General features: G+C 45.3%; 16 protein-coding genes and 1 tRNA gene. 3 read left to right on the top strand and 14 right to left on the bottom strand.

The features are described 5' to 3' along the window. Positions 1-693 precede the first annotated feature (693 nt). The gene (locus tag X919_RS17170) at positions 694-882 is read left to right on the top strand and encodes a transposase (RefSeq protein ID WP_253270057.1); all 189 of its coding nucleotides are present in this window, start codon (positions 694-696) and stop codon (positions 880-882) included. A 213-nt stretch (positions 883-1,095) separates the two neighbouring features. Here the strand turns inward: X919_RS17170 and X919_RS0100810 are convergent. From X919_RS0100810 to X919_RS15605, 14 genes are all read right to left on the bottom strand, one after another. Further along, a tRNA-Lys gene (locus X919_RS0100810) sits at positions 1,096-1,168 on the bottom strand. Between the two features lie 128 nt (positions 1,169-1,296). After that, entirely contained in the window at positions 1,297-2,778 is a 1,482-nt protein-coding gene (locus tag X919_RS0100805; protein ID WP_028898627.1) for a TolB family protein, read from the bottom strand. After that, positions 2,775-4,310: a DUF6057 family protein gene (locus X919_RS14495; RefSeq protein ID WP_051502354.1), complete on the bottom strand. Its 1,536-nt coding sequence runs from the start codon at positions 4,308-4,310 to the stop codon at positions 2,775-2,777. Before X919_RS14495 ends, X919_RS0100805 begins: the two co-directional genes overlap by 4 nt. A gap of 579 nt (positions 4,311-4,889) precedes the next feature. Beyond that, positions 4,890-6,569, bottom strand: a complete 1,680-nt coding sequence (locus X919_RS0100795) for a RagB/SusD family nutrient uptake outer membrane protein (RefSeq protein ID WP_028898626.1) — start codon at positions 6,567-6,569, stop codon at positions 4,890-4,892. 12 nt (positions 6,570-6,581) lie between these two features. Beyond that, positions 6,582-9,671 carry a SusC/RagA family TonB-linked outer membrane protein gene (locus tag X919_RS0100790; protein ID WP_028898625.1) on the bottom strand — a complete coding sequence of 1,030 codons (3,090 nt, stop codon included), beginning with the start codon at positions 9,669-9,671 and terminating at the stop codon, positions 6,582-6,584. A gap of 213 nt (positions 9,672-9,884) precedes the next feature. Beyond that, positions 9,885-11,930 carry a TlpA disulfide reductase family protein gene (locus tag X919_RS0100785; protein ID WP_028898624.1) on the bottom strand — a complete coding sequence of 682 codons (2,046 nt, stop codon included), beginning with the start codon at positions 11,928-11,930 and terminating at the stop codon, positions 9,885-9,887. A gap of 88 nt (positions 11,931-12,018) precedes the next feature. Further along, the gene (locus X919_RS0100780) at positions 12,019-13,119 is read right to left on the bottom strand and encodes a TlpA disulfide reductase family protein (protein ID WP_051502353.1); all 1,101 of its coding nucleotides are present in this window, start codon (positions 13,117-13,119) and stop codon (positions 12,019-12,021) included. A gap of 6 nt (positions 13,120-13,125) precedes the next feature. Further along, positions 13,126-14,817 carry a PKD-like family lipoprotein gene (locus X919_RS0100775; RefSeq protein ID WP_028898622.1) on the bottom strand — a complete coding sequence of 564 codons (1,692 nt, stop codon included), beginning with the start codon at positions 14,815-14,817 and terminating at the stop codon, positions 13,126-13,128. Between the two features lie 191 nt (positions 14,818-15,008). Further along, on the bottom strand, positions 15,009-16,286 hold the full coding sequence (locus X919_RS0100770) for a DUF4843 domain-containing protein (protein WP_371212580.1): 1,278 nt from the start codon (positions 16,284-16,286) through the stop codon (positions 15,009-15,011). 44 nt (positions 16,287-16,330) lie between these two features. Continuing rightward, on the bottom strand, positions 16,331-17,773 hold the full coding sequence (locus X919_RS0100765) for a RagB/SusD family nutrient uptake outer membrane protein (protein ID WP_028898620.1): 1,443 nt from the start codon (positions 17,771-17,773) through the stop codon (positions 16,331-16,333). Between the two features lie 9 nt (positions 17,774-17,782). Beyond that, positions 17,783-21,151 carry a SusC/RagA family TonB-linked outer membrane protein gene (locus X919_RS0100760; RefSeq protein WP_028898619.1) on the bottom strand — a complete coding sequence of 1,123 codons (3,369 nt, stop codon included), beginning with the start codon at positions 21,149-21,151 and terminating at the stop codon, positions 17,783-17,785. An 81-nt stretch (positions 21,152-21,232) separates the two neighbouring features. Beyond that, a complete protein-coding gene (locus X919_RS0100755) occupies positions 21,233-22,213 on the bottom strand; it encodes a hypothetical protein (protein WP_036916574.1) in 981 nt (326 codons plus the stop codon). Between the two features lie 237 nt (positions 22,214-22,450). Next, on the bottom strand, positions 22,451-23,260 hold the full coding sequence (locus X919_RS0100750) for a hypothetical protein (RefSeq protein ID WP_028898617.1): 810 nt from the start codon (positions 23,258-23,260) through the stop codon (positions 22,451-22,453). Positions 23,261-23,492: 232 nt separating this feature from the next. Further along, complete coding sequence (locus tag X919_RS15605) at positions 23,493-24,173, bottom strand: SprT-like domain-containing protein (protein WP_155949626.1); 681 nt, start codon at positions 24,171-24,173, stop codon at positions 23,493-23,495. Positions 24,174-24,208: 35 nt separating this feature from the next. On the opposite strand from X919_RS15605, the gene X919_RS16335 reads away from it, so the two are divergent. Both X919_RS16335 and X919_RS16330 read left to right on the top strand, forming a co-directional pair. Then, positions 24,209-25,063, top strand: coding sequence for a hypothetical protein (locus X919_RS16335; RefSeq protein WP_155949625.1), 855 nt, complete (start codon positions 24,209-24,211; stop codon positions 25,061-25,063). A 126-nt stretch (positions 25,064-25,189) separates the two neighbouring features. Continuing rightward, positions 25,190-25,416, top strand: a 227-nt coding sequence (locus tag X919_RS16330; RefSeq protein WP_216592144.1) for a hypothetical protein, incomplete at its 3' end; no start/stop codon positions are given.

The raw sequence follows: 25,416 nt of genomic DNA, 5'->3' as shown, positions 1-25,416 counted from the left end.
AGGAATTCATCGCTTCTTCCCCAATTATTTGGGAAGAGCGAGAGCCTATCTCTGATTTTGTTTTTGATGTAGAACCGCTGGTCTATCTGTTCAAAGATAATTCATATATTGAAGAGAATCTGCATGGTGCATGGTATAACAAAACATCAAATAAGCAAAATGAATAACGGTAATGTCTTGTCTCAAAGAGACAGCTGTTCCAATCGAGTCTGCATTCTCAATAGAATTCTCAGAAGGCGAGGCTTTACCAGTAATGATTCAACAAAGCATTTAAAATTGTTGAGGGCGAGGGTAAAAGTTATTTTAGATGAGATCATGTTGCAATTATATATCATATCATCAGGCAAAAGATATAATTTTATGTGCTAATATGCGTTATATTACATATCAAAACGATATAGATTAGAAGTCGCATGATAAGGTGATGGCGAAAACGCTATGTATATTCCAAATCGAAATGCAATAAAAAAACAAGGCAGAAACTAAATTTTCAAACGCCGAAATGCGAGTTCCACAGAAAAATATAATAACTTTACCCTTGTCAGTTGACTCTATGGCCTTGACTTTTAAAAAACAAAGAGATGAAATCTTTGTTGGGATATGAATAATTTATTACTTTTATAGCCAAATAGGAAAAGAGGTATCCAATATTGAAAATGTATAAAGCCGATTGGAACATCGCTTACTATAGATATGGACTTCCCTGTACAAGTGCAAAGGTGCATATGTACGACGAATGGGATTGAAAGACTCAATAGAAAATATAAGAGAACGATAAAAATGAGAACATCAATGCCAACAAATAAGTCAGTACTTTTACTTCTTGCAAGTGTTGCGATGGAAGAAACCAAAACAGCATATGCGAGGAATATGTATCAATAGAGATTCTGGGAACAAAAGAAAGAATAATGAATAAAATACAAAGAAAGAGAGAGAGAACTTACACACCTTTTTAGATACTACCAAATATAGGGAACAATCGGGAACCATTTCCCCTATTTTTTGACACAGAATATTTACCCCGCCCATATCCACTTTATTTGCGACTCCATTATAATCAACAAAAAAAGGATACATCATCTGTACCCCTTTTTGTGACTCGCATGGGGCTCGAACCCATGACCCCAACATTAAAAGTGTTGTGCTCTACCAACTGAGCTAGCGAGTCAATCAACGCTAAATGCCTTGCATTTTTAAGCGAGTGCAAAGGTAAGTATCTTTTTAGAAACTGCAAAGGACGCACAACAGAAAAAGTCATTGATTAAAATTCTTTAACTTTAAAATATCAAGTGTGGATTACTTTTTTGTTTGGATGATGGTGAGGGGCGTTGCTTCGGTTGGGATAGCGCGAAGGAATTGCCGGCCGGCCTTTAAAGGAGTGGTGATGAGTTCGGGGCGATTGTACGTTTTAAGGAAACCATCATAGAAGCGAGGAGCCTTTTGGGGCAACACAAACGGCTTGGTTGCTTGGCCTGTTTTGCTATCGAAATGCGTAAACCATGGTTGTGCCCATCCGCCATTTAGGCGCTTACTGCTCAGGACCATCCATTTCCCTGAAGCGGAAAACCCGTGCCAACTATCCACATTGGGGCTGTTCACGGCTTTTAGTTCACGACATTCTCCCGTCCGAACATTCAACATCCACAAATCGCTTTCGGGATGCCAGATGGAGAAGTTGCCATAATCAGACAAGGTGAAAACCACGAAATTGCCATCGGGTGAAACGACGGGAAAGGAGGCTGAACGATGGAATTTGGACGCAGGATAGACGGTTTCAACGTTTCCAAACTCCATTTTCTGCGCGTCAAACGTCACACGGCAGAGGTCATAGCGCATGCTGTCGAGCGCCAAACGCGATTGCGGCATGCGCGCTCGACAGAAATAAAGCTGCCGACCATTCGGAGCCCATGCAGGAAATGTCTCGGCATGCGTGGGAAGACTTAGAGCGGAAAAGGTTTGCACACGATGATGCTCCACGTCGTAGACCACTAAGTCGGCTGCTAAATCGGCCACTTCGATGGTTTTCTTGCCTGCCGAATGGAAGAATTGCTGAATTTCATTGGTCGAGAACGCGATGAGTTTCCCATTAGGATGCCAGGCCGGATAAGTCAGGCCATTGGGCAACGCATCAGCCTTCGACGCCACCTTTTCCACACGACCATGACGATAGATTAACGTTCCGCCATCCTTTCCGCGCACATGCAACATGGCCTGTTGCGCATCGTTATGATTAAACGAATGGCAGTTGACACACTGCCGATTAAAATCTTTGTTTTCAACAATGGGTGTTTGCTCAAAAGACGTGAGATTACGCTGATAGATGCCCATTTCATGCCACAATTCGTAGCCCGGATAAATGAGGCGATACACCAAAAAAGAATCGATGGCATCACGCGAAATGCGGTTTGTTATGGACGGATAAACCACCCATTTGCCAGCCTCCTTCACGCTGATGCGAAAGAAAATGGCTTGCCCGGCAGCCGTTTTCAGTAGTTGGTGCCAAGCAGTTTCGTCGATTTCTATTGTGGGTTGAGCCGATTGCACCAAAATCTCGGCATCACGTCCAACGATGCCAATCTCGGTTTGGTAGGCCTCTCCCTTGCGCAAAATTTCAAAATTCGTGGGCGCAATATTCCACGGAAGCGTCACGTTGGTATAGTCGGGATAGATAGACAACTTGCGTTTGGCGTGCGCATCGGGCTGATGATAGCGTGAGCCACAACTTGTGCCGAGCAACAGCATCGACAACAAGAGAAGAAAAGAAAATAGCTTTTTCATAACTGCTTAATTCCATTTTGATGCGCCTCTTGTGACTCCTCAATCACTTGATGACCATAGGGGCTGAGATAATTCAGATAATACCAATAGGTGCGGCCAAACTCCTGCTGCAACAACGGCTGATTGCCCTGCTCGTTGAGCTGCATGTAGCGGGCGAAACGGGCGCGCGTATCGGGCGAAACTGTAAAGCCGCACCGCGCAAACGTGGCCTTATCCACACCCATTTGATAGATGAGCAGCGCCTCTTCATAGCAAGACGGCAGCGCAGCCACATGGAACGCACGAATGCGAGGCAATTGTTGTGCAAACAAACTGACATGATTGCTCAGCAGCAGTTGTGCCATGAGATAATCGAATGCCATGCGATTGTGCGGATCGTGCTGCAAAAGATATTGCAACTCTGGCCCCAAATTCTGCACATTGGTGAAGCGCACACCCTCGCGGTCTGCACCCCGCAAAGCATCACGAAGATGGGGAACGCGCCCTGCGCTGAGCTGCTGTTCAAGCTGCTTTGCCTGTCCGCGATAGAACAACGTGTGCTTGAGTTGCTCGATAAACACCTGCGCCACCCGCGGCTTGCCCAGCACAATGTTATAACGAGCCAAGTTCACCAAATGGGGCGCCGTTGGCCCATCCACCACCAACGCCTCGGTTTCCCAATGGAGTGCCTCGTTGAGCAACCCCAACTGCTCGAACAGCATGCCGCCAAACTCGGCTTCGGACGCATTGCCCCGCCAAGGGAAATAGAGCGTTTGCACCCCCAACGAAGCCGGATAATCGAAGAGTCGCGCCGGCAACTGCCCTGCATGATAGAGCGCCATGGTGTGAAAATAGGCGATGAGCGGATTGGTTTTGCCCGCGTCAAGATAGCGCTGCGTGTAGCGAAGCACCGCAGGCCAATCACCTTGTCGTGCATGAAAAACGGTTTGCAACAAGATGCCTTCTTTAGCCGGATAATGCTTCACGAAGCCCACATAGCCCACACCCAATGCCGTCATCCCCGCAAGTAGCAGACTGATGGCTTGTGCCTTCGTTGACCAAGGTTTTTGAACACGGAACAGGGGTAGCCACGAAGTAAATCGCGAGAGCAACGCCACCAACAACCAGCCCACCCCAATCAGCATCGCGCTCAGCACCACCCAGCACAAATCGTGGGCTGTGGTTTCGGTGTAAAAGAGTAGCCACAACACCGGCACGAGCCCCAAGCACAGCGGCAGCGCACGCCCAAAGAGCAAGCGTTTGAGAATGCCCTCCACACCAACGAAGATGATGGTGAGCAAAGTGGCCATCACTATTGCGCCCAACCACGGATGGAAGAAAAACTGCACAATGAAGTTGGTAGCATAGCGCAACAGCCCCTCTTCGGACAATGTTTGCCGAAAATAGTCGGCAGTGAAGCGAAACAGATGGTGTTGCTCGTGATAGCGGAGCACATTGGCCAAAGGCACGAGATAGGCATAGCCCGTGGCCAAGAAAACGATTAGCGTGGTCAGCGAGCGAAGTGCCGAGAGAGAAGTAAGCTTTTTGTTCATTCTATTTTGCGTTTGCGGAGTTTCCCGACGACCCATTTTTTTCATTTTCAAGCTTGCTGGAGTTCCAGCAGACCCATTTTTTTCATTTTTAGCCTTGCTGGAGTTCCAGCAGCCCTGTTTTTTTTATTTTCAGCCTTGCTGGAGTTCCAGCAGCCCCGTTTTTTAAATTTTTAGCCTTGCTGGAGTTCCAGCAGACCTGTTTTTTTCATTTTTAGCCTTGCTGGAGTTCCAGCAGACCTGTTTTTTTATTTTTCAGCCTTGCTGGAGTTCCAGCAGACCCATTTTTTAAATTTTTGGCCTTGCTGGAGTTCCAGCAACCCCGTTTTTTTCATTTTCAGGCCTGCTGGAGTTCCAGCAGCCCTGTTTTTTTAATTTTCAGCCTTGCTGGAGTTCCAGCAGACCCATTTTTTTCATTTTCAGCCTTGCTGGAGTTCCAGCAGACCCATTTTTTAAATTTTTAGCCTTGCTGGAGTTCCAGCAGCCTCGTTTTTTACAGAAAGAAAGGAGGGGCGCCGCCATGTGCGCCCCCATCAGCCGCAGCGAGAGACAACCATCATCATACTGCGGCCAAAAGCCTTTTTACTGCGGATAGCCCGGGTTCTGCGTGAGCTTTTTATTCAAGTCGCGCTCCTTCTGCGGAATGGGATAGAGCACATTGTGAGGCTCATAGTGCCCATCGCGCACCTTGATGCGCACGGCGTTCGGGTCGCTTGAATAGAGGTCGCACACACGGTTGTTGTCGCCAGGCTGCGCCGTCTCGCCCGCATGTGGAGCGCGCAACAAATAGGTCAGCCCATAAACAGGTGCATTCAATACCTGAGCAGCAATGCCCCAACGACGAATGTCCCACTGACGATGGCCACCCTCAAGGGCAAACTCCACGCGCCACTCGTTATGAATGCGCTCGCGCAAATCGGCCTGTGTGGCACAATAGGTGGGCAAAGCGGGATTGGTGTTTTGCAAATCGGGCATGCCTACGCGCCGCCTCACTTGGTTCACGGCATCGAAAGCCGATGACGACAGGGGCGAGAGCTCGTTTTCGGCCTCAGCATAGGTGAGCAACACCTCGGCATAGCGCAAAATTTTGTAATCACCGCCCATGTGCCAGCCGTCGGTTTGCGGATTACACGTGGGGTCGAGCCACTTCTGTTGGTTGTAACCGGTGGCCGTAGCGTCGCCGTGGGTGCTGATTCCCGTGGGATAGCACGAGGGCAACGGTGCCACTTTGAGCGTCTTTCCATACATGGTTTCGCCATCGTGGAGCACCACCACCTCTAAACGTGGGTCGCGGTTGGCAAAGGGGTTGGCTGCATTGTAGACGGTGGATTGCGCGATGGGCGCTCCGTTGACATCTTCGAAAGCATCGACCAAGCTCTGCGTGGGATTGAGTCCACCCCACCCCATCGTCGGGAATGCCTCCCAACCAATGAGATACCAGTCATTCTTATTGGCCACAAACTGGCGTTTCAAGATGGTTTCTTTGCAATTCACATCGGTTTCGCTCCAAAACAACTTCTTGTAATTACCCGTGTTGTGCGCATCGTAAAGTTCGTAGATGTTCATGTCCATCACAGCCTTTGCGGCATCGCGTGCCCGTTGCCAATCGTTCTGACTCAGTGCAGCTCGCGCCTTCATGGCCAACGCTCCGCCCTTGGTGATACGACCATCGTCGGCACCACTCCATGATGCGGGCAGATTGGCTGCGGCATAATCGAAGTCGTCCATCAGATGGCTGTAGACCTCGGACTTGGGATTGCGCACAACATTCTCCTGGTCGGAGAGCTCTAAGGGCGAGTCGGTGTAGGGCACATCGCCAAACTGACGAATGAGCTGAAAATACTGATAAGCACGGAAGAAGCGGGCCTGCGCCATGACAATTTTCTTCTCGGCATCAGTCATTGCAGCTGTCCCGGGCACCTTCTTCAAGATGATATTGGCCTGACGAATGGTGCCATAGTTGGTGCGCCAATCAAAATCCTGAGGGTCATAGATGCCTTTGGCCAAATTGCCTTCCGACCATTTGATGCCATGCACGGCGTCGTCTGAATTGATCGCCTCATCCACCAAACCAATAATGCCGTTGCCGTCCCACTCGGGATAGCAGGTGTACAAATCGTTCACCGCCTTCGTGGCATCCTCGTTGGACTTCCAATAGCTGCCATCCGAGAGTTGGTCGAGCGGAATTTTGTCTAAATCATTGCAGGAGGTCAGTGCCGCAAATGCCACCAACAGCCCCATATATTTTGCTATATTCTGCATAAGAATTACGTGTTAAAATGAAACTTTCAAGCCTAAAGTAAACTTCTTCACATTCGAATAGAAGGCACCGCGGTTATTAGACGGAGCTTCTGGGTCTAAGCCTTCGAGGTGACTAAAGGTGAGCAGATTTTCGCCTGTAAGGAACACATGTGCACCTGTCACGCCCCACTTCGAGAGGAAAGCACGAGGAATGGTGTAACCCAACGTGACATTCTTCAGACGAACATACGAAGCATCTTGCAACCAGAACGAAGACGTGGCGAAGTTGATTTGGCTGTTGCGTGTGATGCGCGGATAGGTAGCATCGTGGTGGGTGGGCGTCCACCGGTCGAGATGACGCTTCAACACCTTGCCACTATTGAAGAAAGCATAGGAAGCCTCGCCTGTAAAATAGGCATCAACATTGAAGGCACCCTGCCACAACATGGAGAAATCGAAATCCTTGTAGTAAACAGCAAGATTGAGGCCGCCCGTCCAACTTGGGAAGTTTTTACCAATAGGCTTGCGGTCGGCTGCAGTAATCTTATTGTCGCCATCGAAATCTTTGTAGCGAATATCACCCAATTTCTCTGCTCCTGTGCGTTTCGGGCCATTGGTGAGCTCGGCTTGCGTGTTGAAGTATCCATCAGCCACATAGCCATAGAACGTGCCTATCGCTTGCCCTTCCATAAACCAATAAAGCTTGTTATTAGGGTCTTCACCATCGGTTCCCTTCAAATCCGTAATCTTGTTGTGCACATACGACAGGTTCAGATTCACAGCATAGCGCAAATCCTTACTCAAACGATAGTTGTGGAACACATTCAAATCGAAGCCAGTGTTGCGTACACTTCCGGCATTCTGCGCGGGTGGATTCACGCCAATCACGCCCAGGATAGGGAGCTTCAACAACATGTTGTTGGTGTTCTTTTGATAAAGTGACAACTCAAAACCAACCTGGTTATCAAAGAACGACGCATCCAATCCCAACTCATAGTTGGTGACTGTGGCCCAACGCAATTTGTTGTTCACATAGCGCGCCTCATAGGTTGTGGTGGTCTCGGTATCGCCTAACACGGCTTTGCCAAAAGCATAGGTAGCCACAGCTGGATAAGTTTCGTTGATTTCTTCATTACCGGTTTTTCCCCAACCCAAACGAAGTTTCAAGTTACTCAACCAAGAAGCTTGCCGCTTAAGGAAGGCTTCTTCGGACAAACGCCACGCTGCAGACACAGCTGGGAAATAACCCCAACGATTATCCTTCGGGAAAAGCGAGGAAGCATCGGCGCGCAGATTGAACTCAAACAAATATTTGTCTGCAAAATCATACTGCAAACGACCGAAATAAGACCGTCGTGCCACCTCTGATCCACCATCATCATTGGTTTGGCTCTTTGCATCCAACGTGTTCAGCGACAAGGGTAGTTCGTCACTTCCGCCACCCTTACGCTTGGTTTTGGTGTAGCTATAGGGATTGTTCACCTGCTCACAGCCCAACAAAGCGTTCAGCGTGTGCAACTTTGCAAACGTCTTGGTGTAGTTGGCCAAGAGCTGTGTCGTGTACCAATTCCAATTATAATAGCTATGTTCGCCCTCCCGGTCACCCGAGTTTGCCAAGCTGCTGGAATTACCATAAACCAAGTGCTTCTTAAACCTGCGATAATCGCGTGCATCGTGACGCAGATTATAAAGCGCCTTTAAACTCAATCCGGCCAAAGGACGCACCTCAGCATAAACCGTTCCAAAGAACTGTGTATCGTAGATTTTCGTCAAGCCCGTAGCCGTTCCGCGCAGTGCAACCGGATTGGCTAAGCCACTATAATTGAAACTGCCGTCTTCATTATAGATGGGGATGGTGGGTGCAATGCGATTGACATATTGAACGAGTGCTGCCGACGACTCATAAGCATCGTCGGTGATGCCACGATAGGCTGACGCGCTCAACCCGATAGACAGCCACTTCGTCACGCGCGAATCAAGATTGAGACGACCCGTGAAACGCTTATATTTGCGCGCATCCGTCAAACCGGCCTGATTGACAAAACCAACCGAGCCCATATAGGTCGTGGTCTGCGTTCCACCACTCAACGACAGATTATGCTGCGTCTCCCAAGCCGAACGCTTAAAGGTCTCGCGATACCAATCCGTGTCCGGATGACCGATGGGGTCGCTGCCATCGCGGAACTTCTGAATATCTTCATCGCTATAACGCACGCGCTCTCTGGGATTTTCATTCCGCGTCGCCTCGTTATACAGCATGGCATAGTCGGCAGAGCCCAAGAACTTCAAATGGGTTGTGGGGCTGGCATTCGAAACCATACCCGTGTAATCGACCCTCGTCTTCTGTCCCGCCTTACCTCGCTTCGTCGTAATCAAAATAACGCCATTGGCTGCCTGCACACCATAGATGGCTGCCGATGCCGCATCTTTCAACACCGAAAGCGACTCGATGTCTTGTGGATCAATGTTGTTCATCGAACCGGGCACACCGTCGACAATCACCAAAGGACTGGCCGCATTGATGGTGTTGCGACCGCGAATGGTGATGCTGCCCGTTTGCGCGCCAGGCTCACCCGAACGCTGAATGCTCGTCACACCCGGCATCGTTCCGGCCAAAGCAGCCGACACGCTCGACACGGGGCGGTTGGCCAAAGCCTCGGCATTGATAGAGGCAACAGATCCCGTCAGGTTGGCTTTCTTTTGCACACCGTAACCCACGACAACCACTTCATTGAGCGATTGCTGGTCCTCGCGCAACGTCACGTTATAAGTCGACGTGCCCTCTTTCACCTTAAACACTTGAGCAGTAAATCCCACGAACGACACCTGAATGGTCGTTCCTGCTGGGACATTGAGTTTGAAGTGACCCTTTGCATCGGTAACCGTTCCCACGCCCAACTGATTTAAATCGGTGATGGAGGCACCTATAATCGGCTCACCATCGGGGTCGGTTACCACACCTGTAATCACTTTGTTCTGTGCAACGACCGCTGCCACGCTTGCAGCCCGAACGGACTGTGGCGCAACGAAAGGCACGAACACTACTAAACCGGCGGCTGCCAACGACAAGACTCTTGCTTGCGTACAACCCAATAATAAATGCTTACGCTTTATTGAAGCCATATTAGAAGAGGTTTGATAAATTGATTTGTTAGATAATATTTTCTCAAAAGTCTATAAAAAAACTTCTATGTTTGCAAATATAAAAACTTTCAATAGATTACTTTGCTCAAGAATGTTAAATAATGCTAACTATTTAGCAATTCTCAGCAGCTGGTCTATGGGGACATTCCCTCTTTCGTTACTACCACGAACGACCAGCTTGCTGCATAGGCACTATTTCTTTGGCGTTTCACTTTCATAATACAGGTCGCCATCCAAAATCTGCTTCACTCGCTTTTGGAGCTCTTCGCCTTGTAAGGTCAACGAAATCACCTTCCCATCGGGCGTTATCAACACGTGCATCGGTACATCCTTCACGCCAAAAAGTTTAACTGCCGACAATGGCGCTGCTGCATCATCATGCGCTTGTACCCAGTATGGCAGATCGATTTGCCATGTTTTCAGAGCCTGCCGCCATGCCGATAGCTCTTTATCGATAGAGATACTCACCAGCGAAAGTTTCTCTTTGCCATGCTGTGCAGCGTCATAAAGCTGTTTCAGACGGGGCATTTCTTCACGACAAACATGACACCACGAGGCCCAGAACGTGAGCAACACATACTGCCCACGATACTGGCTCAGCTGCTTTTGACTACCATCTGCCAACGTCAATGTCACATCGGGCACATCGTTGCCTTGCATCAAATTAAGCGCCTTGACACAATTATCGAGTTGCTGTGCATAGGGTGTAGACTGAATTTCTGGTGCCATAGCGTTGACAAACAATCGCCCATATTCCTTGTTGAAGCGAGGCAGAAAGTCGCGTTGTACCAACAACGGCATCAACGCCCAACCATTATGGTTTAAGAGAAATTGCAATTGCTCGGCCATGCTGTTAATATGGCCTATAACTTGCAAGCGCATCACTTCATTGCGCCCTGCTGCTGAGGCATAAAATGTCGCTCCCTTACTGCGTTTTAAATCTTCACATGCACGCGCCACTTGCCGTTCGCTCGCCACGCTGAGCGCCATGTATTGTTGATACAATGTATCAGCCATTTGCGGCTCGTCATCTTTTACGGCAAACATGAAATCATCTCCTGCTTCGGCTGAGGTTGTTTGCGGCTTTAGGGCACCACTTTTAAGTTTGCGGATAGTATTGATGAGCTGCTCGCCTCGCAGATCAAAAGCCATGATATTACCCTGTGGGTCAATCAAAACCGTGCGTGGAACGGCCTCAACATGATAGAGTTGTGCAGCCGATGAACCCCATCCTTTTAGCGTGGAAATATGGTGCCAGCGCGGTTGTGCTAATCCGTTCTTCACAATGCAGGCTGTCCATTCGGACTTTTTGCTGTCAATCGAATAGCTCAGCACTTCGAAAGGCACCGAACCTTCGGCTTCTTGCAAAGCTTGTTTCACCACGGGAAATTCACGACGGCAGGGTGCACACCACGAAGCCCAGAAGTCAACGAGCACATATTTGCCGCGCAGGTCACTCAAACGAAGAGTCTTTCCTTCGGGCGTTTGCCCTTCAATGTCGGGCGCAGGTTTCCCTTCGGCCAGATTAGCCGCACGCAACTGGTTCACCAACTCCATATACATGGGATGCGTTTGCAGTGCTGGTGGAACAGCTTTCAAGAATGTTTGCTCCAACTCCTTAGGCGTAAAAAAGCGAAAAAGGTCATATTTAATAATGTAAAGTGCCACGGGCGAGTTTAAATGTTGCGCCACAAACTGCATGGCTGCTACACGATGAGACAGGCTGTTGGCATAATAAACCGACCGCTGATAGGGATAAAAAGCCTTGTCATCGTTGCGCTTCTCGGCAGGAAGTGCCGCTAAAGCTTGCTCCATACGTGCGCGTCCTTTCTGGATATTGGCCTCGCTCTGCGCACGATAAGCCAAGAACACATCATTTGCTGCAGTGCCCTTCACTTGGGCACCCACAGGGAAGCGCGCATCAAAAGGCAGGATCGTGATGGTTCCTGGCTCAAGAAACACCTGAATCGTACCATTATCAAAGCCCGAAATATGATAAGGCTCTACATACTTAGGAGCTGTTCCGCGGAAGGAGAATGCTTTGTGGGTCACCAAAGCTGAGTCAACAACTTCCTCAGTACCATTCACTTCGTGGGTTAAATAAACCTTTTTCACAGTCTGATTCGCATTGCGCAAAGAGTCAACACGCATCGTTCCCTGTATTACAAAAGTTTGGTTCGTCTGTGCCAACACACTATTTGCTGCACACAATAACAACAATACTAATTTTACTTTCATTGTTTATACTGATTTTATTTCTTTCAAGAATATCATTGCACTTCATGCTCTACCCCGCGACAATACCATTTTCTTTGCTATTGCCATGCTAAGGTTCAAACTGTTGTGCGATGAAATTTCGCAATGCATCGCCACGTAACCCCGAAGCCAGAATATGATTGTCACTATCTAAAATAAACATTGCTGGGATAGCCGACACGCTATACTGGCGCGCAACCTCGTCTTTCCACCCCTTTAATGAAGAGACTTGAGTCCAGGTTAGTCCATCTTTCGCAATAGCCTCTAACCAACGTTGGCGATTTTCATCCAACGAAACATGCACAATCTCTAATCCTTGTGCATGGAACTGACTATAAAGCTGTTTTAAAATAGGATTGTTGAGCCGACAAGGGTAACACCATGAAGCCCAGAAATCCACAATCTTAATTTTCCCTTTCATCTGACTGAGTGTGAAAAGCTGCCCATCGGATGTAGGAAGAGTAAAGTCAGGGGCCAGCTTTCCTGTACCCACTTGGCTTAGACGTGCTACTCTTTGTTGCAAAATCAAACCACTTCGGCTCTGCTTTGCCCCATTTCCTAACCCTTCATAACGCTGGCGGCTCTCATCCAAACTGGCATCATGCTGCTCAACAGCTTGCAATATCAGCTGTGCAGAGAGTAGGTTATCATTCGCTGCTAAAAAAGTTTCACGATAGGTTTCTATAGCATTTTGCAACTGTTGAATACTGTCATTCATCTTGCTAGCAGTGCCATAACGCATATTTTTGCGCAAACTATCACACCTTTGTTGCAAAGCGGCCAGTTGCTTCAATCGCTGCTGGTTCTCAGTTTCGAATAGACGCATACGCTCTTGCAACACTCCTCCACGAATCATCCAATCGTTGCCATTCTTCAATCGCGCCTGATAGGTGCTTCCTGGTTCAAGAATAAAAGAAAAACCACCTTGGTAACCTTCCACAGAAATCTGTGCAAACAGCGGCTCTTTCACCATGATATGTTTCATCGAAAAACCTTGTGGGGAAAACGGAGCCACTGCAAGTGTGTCCCGATGAGTTTCAGATACGCGCGCCGTTAAATAGAGTTTACCCGAGGGAATTCCTTCTATTGTCCCAGTAATGGTTGTGGGTTGCTGCGCCCACAAAAGAGCTGGAGCAGCCAAAAACCATGTTGCAAGTATTACTTTTTTCATATTTTGTTATCTAATTGGTAATTGATAAGAATATTCACGCACAAACTGCACATCGAGAATATTTCCTAAGTGATGCCCTTCTTCGTCGGTATCATAGAAACATTCAGCAAACGTTTCATCCACATCTGATGCGGTATTCAACTTGAGCTGTGCTACAGCCCCCTCTGCCCCCCGATTCATTCCTATCACAAGATAACGACCTAAATCACCTGAATAGAGGAATTTATCATCTGAACAGAACTTCATGCACGAAATGGTATAGCCTGCTGGAGCAGCATAAAGTACAGTTTTGTCACCATTGTTCACATTATAACGCACCACTTCTGCGCCATCGGCATAGAACACATAATTGGTGCTAAACCACGTATTATAACAGATGGTTGAAGTAACAGAAGGCGTAAAGTTTGGTAACAGCTTGCCTTTAATAGTGTAAGCAGGCTCGGTGCTACTTCCACCACCTCCTCCGCCATCATCGGTTGCTGTAGAGGTAAGTTCATAAAGATAATAATTCGTTCCCGCCACATCGCTAAAAATAAAATAAGGTTGTGCCTTATCATAATTCTCTCGATTTTGAATGAAGCCATAAAGACCCTTTTTCCCTACAGGAGAAAGTCCTGCCGGAAGTCCCGAGAAATCAACATGCGCATCTAAAACTGGATTATTTAACTCTGCATCATAAGCTTGTTGTTCGGCCCAAATGCCATAGCTATCCTCTTTATTCACATGCAAGAAACGATTATTTTGCTCATCCCAAAACAAAAAATCGGAAGCTGTGATGGTAGCAGCTGTCACACGATAGGTTGGAACCGACGAAGTTGCAGCAGGGAATTTGAACGAAGGGATGGCACGAGCCGTCACAAATCGTCCATCACGTCCGAGCAGATAATAAAAATCAGACTGATTTGAGGGATCTCCTACCATACCGACTACGGATGGCAAAAATACACCATGACTGCTATAAGGCAACACAAAATTCCGATAATTTGTAAAGCGCGCTTTCAAACCAAAAGGGTCATAAACCTTCACATTGCCATCGGGTTGGAAAGCTATCAAATTATAACGTTTCACGAAATCGCGCCGTTCAGAAACTAAACCATATTGGAACATGAGTTTATAGGTCTGTGCAAAAGGATTTGTTGCAGTAGGATATACTACTTTATAAGCATCACTACGCACTTTTGTAGTAGCACCAACCACTTCAACATTACCCAAATGCACATCGCCAGGCTGCCCATGCAAGAAGAATAAACTATTTTTATAAATAGGCCGTGTAGCAACATGGAAATTAGCATAACGTGAAAGCTTTGTTGTTCGATCGTAGACACGCAGCAAAACGGCAAAAGTTGTATCACGTCCTAAAGGCAAATTGACATCAAAATAGCCACGCGTAGTAAGTGTATCATTAATTGTTTTACCATTTTTCTTGTGACTTGCAATCCAAGTAAAGTCCAAATTTTCAAGGCCACTCTGTAAAGATTGCCCCACCTGCACCTCTATTTTTTTATGCGTCTCAGCTGCCGTCAAAGGCTGGGTAAACTCAATTAGCTTGCCCGTCAGTGCCTCTACGGCTGCAGGTGTAAACATCAATGTGTCAATTTTATTCATGCTATCGAAATGATAGCTATAGTTTCCTTTATCCTCATAACACGAAGATAAAGCAATAACACCAGTCAATACTAATAATGTTCGTAAGTTCATAAAACCATTTTTTAAAGAATGTACACCATGAAGTTTATTTCTGAACAAAGTTATAGCTATCATATTATAGTCTAAAATGGCACAAATTTCAACTTAATAGCATTGCTTTTGGACACCAAAATAATAGCTTTTACTCGTCCAATGGTCATCAACTTCATTTCTATATGATTAACATACTGCTGTCGAGGCCATTAAGGTACAACAGGAAAACTAAATGGATAACTGCCATGAGCCGCAGCATTACGGAAGAGCTGATTACATTGTTTCATAGCTGCTTCACCACCTATAGACGCATCCCACGACACACTACCCCATTCATTCATGATAGGGAATAGTTGGTTGAGTACAAAGTTGGCACCTTGATGCTCCATCCACACTTGAATCATAAAACGATATTTCTCAGGAGAGTAGCTACCATAGTATTGTTCTACTAACGCTTTTCCACCCTGTTCATCAGCCCATGCCTGGGGTTCGACAACATCATATTCTATATGAGGCAACATTGGCACATAGAAATTATCCTTATAAGATGCCCCTTGGCGCCACCCATCCAAATAATAGGTGTTATATTTCAGCATCATTTGGTGAACTGCCTGAACATTTAACTGCTGCATAGCCGTTTCATCTCCCACAAGTCGTTTTGCTTCATTGGCTGTTGTCACCTCCAAAGCATTACATAAATTCACAAATGCATCACTCTTATAAACCCCTAAATAATGGTCGTGACGTGTGGTCCAATACCAAGGTTTAGGATAAGTGTTATCGGTTGTAAAGGGAATATCAATGGTAGCAGCTTTCTCTGGGGCTGTCTGTTGCAACGTCCTCACACTATCTACTGCAGCTAAATTCCAACGTACAAACTGGTAATAATCATAAGATGCATAGAAATCATTACGCCCAGAAAGCTTCACAACCATGATTTGCTTGTCTGCCGACCATGGACCAAGATAGGTTAATGCCATCATATCCCACTTATCGGGTTTGGTATAAGCTTCTTTCACATAAACTTTAAAAGCCTGATAACCAGACACACCCATACCAATCTGTGCTGCAGCATCTTCACTATCGATATAAACTTCAACTCCAAAAGTTGAATCACGCAAAGCTGGCCGTTGCACTTTTACCTTTACCGTTTTTGTAATTTCCTTGGGTTGAAAGACAACTTCTGGAAGAACCACTTTAATAGTTCCTCTTCCTTGCAAAGGCCGTGCCTTCAAAACAACCTTTCGCGGATGCTCAGAGGCGTAGCCCATTACTTTTAATTGTAATGGGACAGCTATTTCTTTGGGTTGCGTTAAAATCGAATCTCCAAAATTTACTGTCGCTGCCAACTCCTCTTCATTTAAATAATTAAAATAAACACCATCACTCTCAGGTGCATAAACTGACACCGCTTCTTCACGACAAGATTGTAATAACAAACTACAAAGAGAAGCTACGGCGAGCAATTGATATTGAATTTTCATCATAATGCTTTTTATTTTGAACAGATGGATACACGATTATTTTGATATCATTGGTTAGATATTTCTGTCCAACCATACTCTTTTTCGGCATCGGGTAAGGGGAACACAAATCGTTCTTTCGACAATACTACATCTGTTGCATAGGGAAGTTGCGTGATACCATGCCGTTTGAGAAAGAACCAATATTGTCCTTCTGCATAAAACTCTTTGCGAAACTCTTTATTAAGCGCTTCTAAACGTCCTGCATCATTCGTAAACTGTACATTAAGCGATTTAGAATAGCCACGCTTATTACGCACGAAATTCAGATATTGGGCTGACTGTTGCATATTGCTACTCATTTCACAAAGGATATAATACATTTCTGGAAGCCTGATCAAAGGTACCGCTTCATGTGGATTGGTATTATATTTGCGAGAGAGGAGGGTCTTCGTTGCACTATGTTCATAGAAAGCTGCACTCTTCGTACGCATGTCTTCACGCCGCGTGCCAGACACTTCGAAATAGGTATTGAAATGTTCCTGCCGCATACAATACTGTGTTGTAAACTTATCTCCATCCGCCCAAGAGCTCGAAGTGTTATCCGACATGTGATACATATTCAGTGCAGCAATACATTCTGTATAGAGAATAGGGTCGTCCTGATTGCTCGAACTCAAAGTTAATCCACAATGTTCTATCACATCTTGTGCACAAGCAATGGCCTTTGGGGCGTCATTGAGATAGCAATACACACGCGCCATCAAAGCATTTACGGCATGATAATTAAGACGAAAACGCCTTTCACTCTCATCAAGACGCAACGTTTTCTCGAATGACAATAAGCTTTTTGCTGTAGTTAAATCCTGTAAAATGCGAGCTGCAACTTCCTTTGCAGGCAATAAAGGCAATTTTTCTTTATTCGTTATGGTGCGATAAGGTATGCATTTTATTTCTGGTGCAGCAGCATCCGTACCATAATTCCATGGTCCCCAGGCACGTAACAAGTCGAAATGACAATAGGCTCGAATAGCAAGTGCTTCGCCACGATAGGCATCTCGCGTCTGTTCATTGCGAATAACTTCAGTTCCCTTCGTATCGAGCCATTTCAAAAAATTATTGCAATTGGCAATCACATTATAGAGTTTAATCCACGACTTCGCCAATTTTTGTTTCGTTTGAAATCCTCCTGATGTGGTCGTTGCATAATTATAAATGGCCAACTTATCAACGGCACCATCGGGAAGATAATCATATTCTTGTGCCAATTGATCGAGAAGACCAAATGACATATTCCCACCATAAGCATCAGGACTAACCATAAGTAGATAAATTCCTGTTAGTGCACTCTCAAATCCAGACTCTGTTGAGTAGAGTTTCTCAGCTGTTAAATCGGTCTTTGGGGCAACATCAAACCAATCTGAACAGGCACAAAATAAGAAGAGACTCAACAAACCAACAAGCATCTGGCGCGCAGAACATAAAGAATGATGTAGGATAAATCTTTTCATAATACTGGCTTATTTAAAAATGATTGAAAAAGAAAGCGTGTAGGAACGAGAGAATGGATAGGATAGTCCACGCTCCATCTTCACTGTTGAGAACCTTAATAAATCGTTCGTTGTGAAATTGAGTGAAAGAACATCAATACTTAAACGACGTAATAATTTATATTGTGTCTGTTTAAAACGATAACCAAGATTGATACTGGCCAAACGAAGCTCATTATCTTTCATAATAAACCGATCAGAAGCAGGCGTCTCTGAACCATTTAAATCAATCTTTTTGTATTTAGCTACATCGCCTGGCTTGTGCCAACGATTAAAAGCTGCACGTCGATCTAAATTATAAGCTATATTACTATTCTCTATTTTATCAACTAAAGTCTGATTATACACGATACCACCCCATTTATACATAAAACCTAAGGTGCATGAGAAGTCGTGCCAATTGACTGAGGAACTTATCGTACCACTAACTTTTGGCGTTGTTTCGCCCACCGGAACCTTATCGGCTGGATCCCAAACAAAGGTTTTCTCACCATTCTTTGTAAGATAGACTTCTTTGCCTGTCATGGGATCAATGCCTAAAGAACGAACAGCATAATAGGTGGTTGTAGATTTGCCTTCTTGATAAATGGGCAAAGGAGCAGACTTCGATTTGAGTTGTTCTTCATTCATCTTTCTCAAATACTCAGATATCTTACGAATCTTATTGCGGTTATGATTCATACCAACAGCCACAGTCCAATAGAACTGCTTGCGCAGATTTTGCAGTGCAATGATACTAAGTGTCGCATCAAATCCTTTATTTTGCAACTCACCTGCATTGATATACAGCGATTCAAAGCCTGTAGAAGGTGCTAAATCATAATTCGTGAGCAGCTGGCGACTAATATTATTATAATAATTAAACGACAGATTAATGCGATTCTTCCATACACCGAGGTCGACACCAAGGCTCATATTGTCGGTTTTTGTCCACTTAATTTCGGGATTATTCAAGCGCGACAACACCGCTCCTAAAGTTGCAAACGAGGTATAAGGGCGCATAGTGCTGCTAAAAGTATAATACTCAATAGCATCAGCCTGACTGGAATTTTGAGAACCTGTGATGCCATACGTTGCACGAAAGACAAGATTAGAAACGCGTCCAGCTAACCATTTCTCACGATAAGCATTCCACCGTGCACCAATACTCCAGAAAGGTGTGAGATGATGGTCGGCATAACGTGAAGTGATTTCACTACTCACATTCACGTCAACCGAATATTTATTATCATAACTATAAGACAATTGGGTAATGAAACCCATCGTTCTTGAAATCGCTTCAGAACCACTTGGTGTCGTTGTAAGCTTGTTCCCAAACAGGAAATCATCCATATGTGAATCGGGATAGCCCTTTGCAAAGAGGTTGATATAGTTACTCTTATCTTCGGTAACTGTCCAGTTACCGAAGACACTCAGTAAATGTTTCTGAAATGTACCATTCCAATTGAAACCTATATTACTTGACCATGATTCCATCTCACCTGTGTTTTTGGCATAACTACCCCGCAATGTTTTATCTAACTCGGTGAGAAATGAGGTATGATCGGCTGGTAAGAAGCGTTCAGTACGTGCCATACCACGAAGATAAGAAAAACTTCCTGTCATACGCAGGCTCTTCCATAAACGATATTCCAAATTCAGATTAGCCGAGATATTGGTATTGGTGCTGAAATCTTTAATTCCAACATGGGCATTATACAATGGATTACTGATAGGTACACTCCCTGAACCCGTATGGTTATCCAATTGCCGAAGATACTCACCATAGTCGTTTGTTGGACGATAATAGGGGTTAACACGCGTATATTCAGCAAACGAACCATAAGGAGAATTATGTCCTGTGGTTCCAGCTAAATTGATATTTGCCCCAACAGAAAGCTCTTCTTTACGATAAGTCATACTAAAATTCAAACTCTTTAAGTCTTGACTTGACCCTTTCATCACACCTGGAGTGGACGTTCCATTCACACTTAAGCTATAACGGAAGGCCTCTGTACCACCCGCAGCAGTGAGGGTATGGCGATGGGCAATGGCTGTACGCAAAGGTTTACTCAGCCAATAAGTGTCAACACCAGCCAGCACATTACGCAACAACCGATTATATACATTCATGCTTTGTGCCGATGTGGGGTCATAAACACCTGCATCCCATTCCATTTGCAATTTCTCTTGGGCATTCATGAGCTTATAATCAGTGAGGTCGGGAGCTTGCACTGTCACACCACCATTATAATTTACAGATAGCACTCCATCTGGAGCTACCTTTGTTTCAATCACAACAACACCATTAGATGCACGAGAACCATAAATGGCTGTGGCTGCAGCATCTTTTAAAATGGTAACATTCTCTATCAACTCTGGGTCGAGCTGCAACACACGACTCATAGAAACAATGAAACCATCGAGAACAAACAAGGGTGTATTAGGGCGACTTGACACATTGTCAAGGAGCAAATCCATGCTATTTAAAGAGGCTGTCGTACCCAAATTCTGGTCACCACGTATCAGAAACTCTGGTTGAGCATTGGGATCAGAACCGCGCGTATTGCTCTCTAAGACTTTAAAACTGGGGTCATAGAATTGCAGACTCTTAAGAATATTATTAGGATTGAGTTTGCGAAGCTCATCACCTTTGACAGAAACATAATTACCTGTGAAGCTGGATTTACTGCGTTTGCTCAAACCTGTGACAACTACTTCACCAATCATTTGGCCATCCTCTTTCAACTTAATCTTTAAATCCACACTCTTACGAGTGATTTGAAGAGAAAGAGTTTCATAGCCCATATAAGAAACTTTGATAGAGGATTTTGCTGGAACCTGCAATGAAAATTTACCATTGACATCGGTAATGCTACCATTCACGCCACCATCTTTGGTGCCATCTGTCACAACAATTGTCGCACCTACGAGTGGCTCTCCTGTTTTGGCATCGGTAACACTTCCTTCAACAGTCAATAAATTTTTAGATTGTGTCGCTTTTTGGTAAGGCGATATGACCACATGAAGCCCACTTTCGTAACGAATCAAGACATTTTGATCACCAATCAACCGCCCCAAGACTTTGTCTAAAGGCATATCTTTAACATTCAAAGAGGTAGGATTGGTAATGCCTACGAGCGCAACATCTTGAAACTCTAAAGTCGCCCCTGCCTGTTTGACAACCTTTTCTAAAACTATATTTAAAGGTTCGTTACTAATGCGCAAGGTAATGGGGGCATTTTTCCAAGAATCATCAAACTGCCGTTGGGCATAAAGCTTTGAAGAACACAGGAACAATAGGCAAAGCAAAGTGAGCCATGCCCAATGGGAAGGTGAACTAATATTCCGCTTTTCCATAGATAAGAAGGATGTTTAGGGGATTCGAATAAATATAAAATAGCTGCTGGAGAAGGTATATTCAGCACAAGAGAGGGAGAATCATTGCAACAACTTTTCTAATATCTCAAGATTGGTTTTATCCGTATTATACTTCGTCTTATACGTCTGAAGGAGCGGTTTAACACGCTCTATTTCCTTACCATTACGGATAAAATTAACCAAAAGTTGGTACAACGTGGCATCGCGTTGAGCCCCTTGATAAAAGGTTTCCAAGGCCTGGAACATGGTTTCTAACTGTTGTGGAGTGGCATAAGTCTTTCCCTGTCGAGTAGCCTTTTTCTCATTTTCATAAAAACAATAACGCATGAGGAAGCTAACATACTCTGGGCAGCGCAATGCCCCTTCACTCTTGCGCAATTTTACGCCATCCATCAATTTCCAATAGTCACCTATACCTTGCTCAGCAATAGGCAGTTTGCGCATGTCGGCATACATTTGTGGATATTCCATAAATGAGGTATAGACGGCCGCTTCAGTCTCTGCCAGAATGTAATCTACTGCCATTGGATAGAGCTTTTTCGCATCGTGCTTTACCATATCCTGCACCTTTGCTAACAATTGTCGAGAATCGGCAATGCGTTGTGCTGGTTTAATATCAACCACCGCACAAGCTAACAATTGGCTCTTATAACGCATTTCACGACGAAGATTGGCTATACGATATAACAGCCGATTCGCCTCTACTGCTTTTTCCATGCCACTAAAAGTAACATCAGAGATACGCTTCTCATCATATTTCACCACCACATGCACACTATCGCCAGGCAGAAGCAACACGTTGGTCTGCCCATTAATTAGCATACATTGCAAATTCGACGTATCAAAAGAATAGACATGCGTCTCGCCAGGATTCGTATGAAACTCGGCATTGATAAAAGGAGACTGCACACAATCAAAATAAACCATATCGCGCCGATAACCATAAACCTCGGCACTCAACGTGGTTTTAGACTGCGCATGACCTACTAATGAACAACATAGCAGGGCGCCCAACAAAAGATTACATCTCATAATTTTCATCGCGTGTATTTTTAATATAAATGTAGCGTATCAAAGGGCAAATCCTCAAAGTATAAAGGTTCTAACAAACATTGCCATAAACAAAGTCATTAGGATAGCTTAAGGCTTGCGGTGTAAAAGTAACATCTTTTTAATGTTCAGTCAGCTTTTTTGTGTTAAATATTGATAATTACCCCTATATTTTAACGAAAGAGGGTCATAATTGTCTTTTAGTCCCCCAAAAACGCAACAAAAAAATTAAAAAGCTGTTGCAAAAAAGCATCCACTAAATCGCGTAATGACATTGGGTTGAATTGAAACCGCTGGACGATAGAGTTTCTTCACAACCATTCCCTTATGGTTTAGCGCCTCGACAAGCACGTCAAGTGTGCGTTGGCGCTTGAGAGGTATCGCATAAAAAGTATATACCGAGCTATCACGACGCGCAGAATCGGCAACATCAAACAACGCCACCAAAGTTGAACTTCGAGAGCCACTTTGCTTCATTAAATCATAACTTGTGGAACCACCCGAGTAGGTGAAACGAAATTGTGTGACAGAAGCCGGAACTTTATCTTTGACTACAAACTGTACGCAAGCCACACAACGCACCAAACGAACCTGCACAACAGAGGAACCTTGCAAAGAAATCTCACCCGCATAGAGATAGGAATCGGTCATGACACCATGGAAAGCAATGCGATTGAAATCATCTAAATCAACGGCTTCACGCCCATTATGCCCAACAACACGAAGACTATATTCTCCCTTCTTCAAGCGAAAGCTCAACTTCCCAAAATCTTTTTCATCGGCTTGTTGATGACATACGCGTATCAACGTACCCTGCCGATTATAAATGCCAATATCAATATGCCTGCACAATTGCGCAATAGGCACGATAGCACGTGAAGCGCGATGCTGAAAACCATCTATCCCAACCCGCAATTTCAAATCGCAGACCATAGCATTGTTGTCCACTACACTCACCTCCTCATGCGGCATGCTGCAGGAACTAATTACCATGAGCAACACTAAGACTTTGCTTAAAAAACGCCATTTAATCACCATCTTTTGCTGTTAATAAACCGTTTGTGCTGCAAATATAAGGAAAATATCAAAACAATGCTCACCCTTTCCAACCTTTTTATATGATTTTGCATACAAAAAATATCGATTCGGATTACTCCAAATCTGCACAAAGATATAAAAAAATCAGCAACACACAATCTATTCTATTCCATTTTCATTTTATAAGCAGTAAAAATTCTTTGGCAGGTATCTTATCATGCAAATAAAAATGCTACATACTCAACATATTTCCTTCCACACCTATCACCTTAGCCCCTTTCAAAGGCAATCTCAGCTCTTCCTCACTCACAAAATGCACCTTGAGCGAAGAGGAATTGGGAAAACGATTAAAAAAAGCATCATGCGTCATATACAATGCAACATGCGCAACATCCCTATGCCCACCAACCTGACAATAATAATAAAGTATGCGCTGAGATTGCCGCGGCAACACTTTTATCCCCACACGACCATCCCGAAATCGCACAACGGCAACAACACGATAGCGCGCACTACCATCAACCAGCTGTTCACGCTGACCCTTCGTCGAACGATGAGAAACCGAAACCTCCCGACCAAACCGCTCATTAATATCAGCCATCAGCCGCCGAAACAGCCGCCCATGCGCACTCGTGTCACGCCATTGATGAACACCAATATAATAATGTATCATCTCATGAATAATCGTGTCTTCGAGCTCACTTTCACTCAAATCAAAACGCTCACTAATCCGCAGTTTGAAATCATAATGCTCCACTCCCCCACCCAAAAACCGACGACGTTTAAACGAGCACATACCCACAAAAGTCCTCGCACGACTAAGCCCAATGGGCAACCAAGGTAGCTCACCACCAAACATCTGTGCGTTAAATCGCTCAAACCTATCCCTTATAAACGCAATTGTCGCCTTCATCTCATCTATCGCGCCCTGCAGCACCAACCAATACTATGCAACCTAAACGCGCCTGCAAAGATAAACATTATGCTTCACCCAACCAAACATTAACCCTCAGCCAACACACCACGTCAGCACAATGGAACAGCAATCTCCAAAAACCACACAACACCAACGCGCCCACCTACCAAGCCAAATGCGCAACTGACAAAGAAAAAGCAATAAAAACATACGTTTCAAATCCCATGAGCAAGCGAATCCTCAAAAACACCCCATCCCAAAGTCGAGAACGCCTCCTATCTTTGCAACTGCCACCAGCTGCCATCGGCTATTATATCGCCAAACGCAACCCCGCCGCCACAATAACCCACCACCACACCACTAAAAGCTCCACTTCTGACTACACATTTTGCAGGCGCATCATCGGCAAAACCACCCACCACAACCTCCCTCCTCGTAACATCATCGGAAAAGGCCACGACCACAGCCTCCCACCTTGTAACATTGTCGGGAAAGATACTCACGGAAGTTTCCCACCTCGTAACATCATCGGAAAAAGCTACGCCCACATCCTCCCACCTTTTAATATCGGCAGAAAAGATACTCACGGCAATTCCCCTCCTTATAACATTGGCGGAAAAGGCTACCCCCACCTCCCCCCACCTTTTAATATCGGCAGAAAAGACTACGTCCACCCCCTCCCACCTTTTAATATCGGCAGAAAAGACTACGCCGACATCTTCCCTCCTTATAACATTGCCGGCAGAGGCCACGCCCACAGCCCTATTTTGAATATTATCGTCGGCGAGGCCATTTTTCGTGATAACGAGTGGTGGTTATCGCGGGCGAGGGCAATTTTCACGATAACGAGCAGTGGTTATCGCGAGCGAGGGCATTTTTCGCGATAACAAGATGTGGTTATCGCGGGCGAGACCATTTTTCGCGATAACAAGAGGTGGTTATCGTGAGCGAGACCATTTTTCGCGATAACGAGCAGTGGTTATCGCGGACGAGGGTAAGTCCAAGTCGTTTTTATGGATGGAATCATTCGGCAAATGCCGCGCCAAAACATTCCATCCGTTTGGATATATTGGCAAACACTTCGTCCGACCATTCCATCCGATTGGAAACGCGGGCAACCCTTCTTTTCAAATATCCCATCCAATTGGATATGCCGATACCCTCTCCGCACAAACATCCCCCACCGATTGGCATGCTGGCAATGGATAAAAAGAGAGTACAATGCCGATGGCATAGGTTA

It is taken from the genome of Prevotella sp. HJM029, from assembly GCF_000599605.1.
Lineage (GTDB): Bacteria > Bacteroidota > Bacteroidia > Bacteroidales > Bacteroidaceae > Prevotella.
The sequence above is the reverse complement of the archived record's forward strand: the minus strand, read 5'-3'. Positions and strand labels throughout refer to the sequence as shown.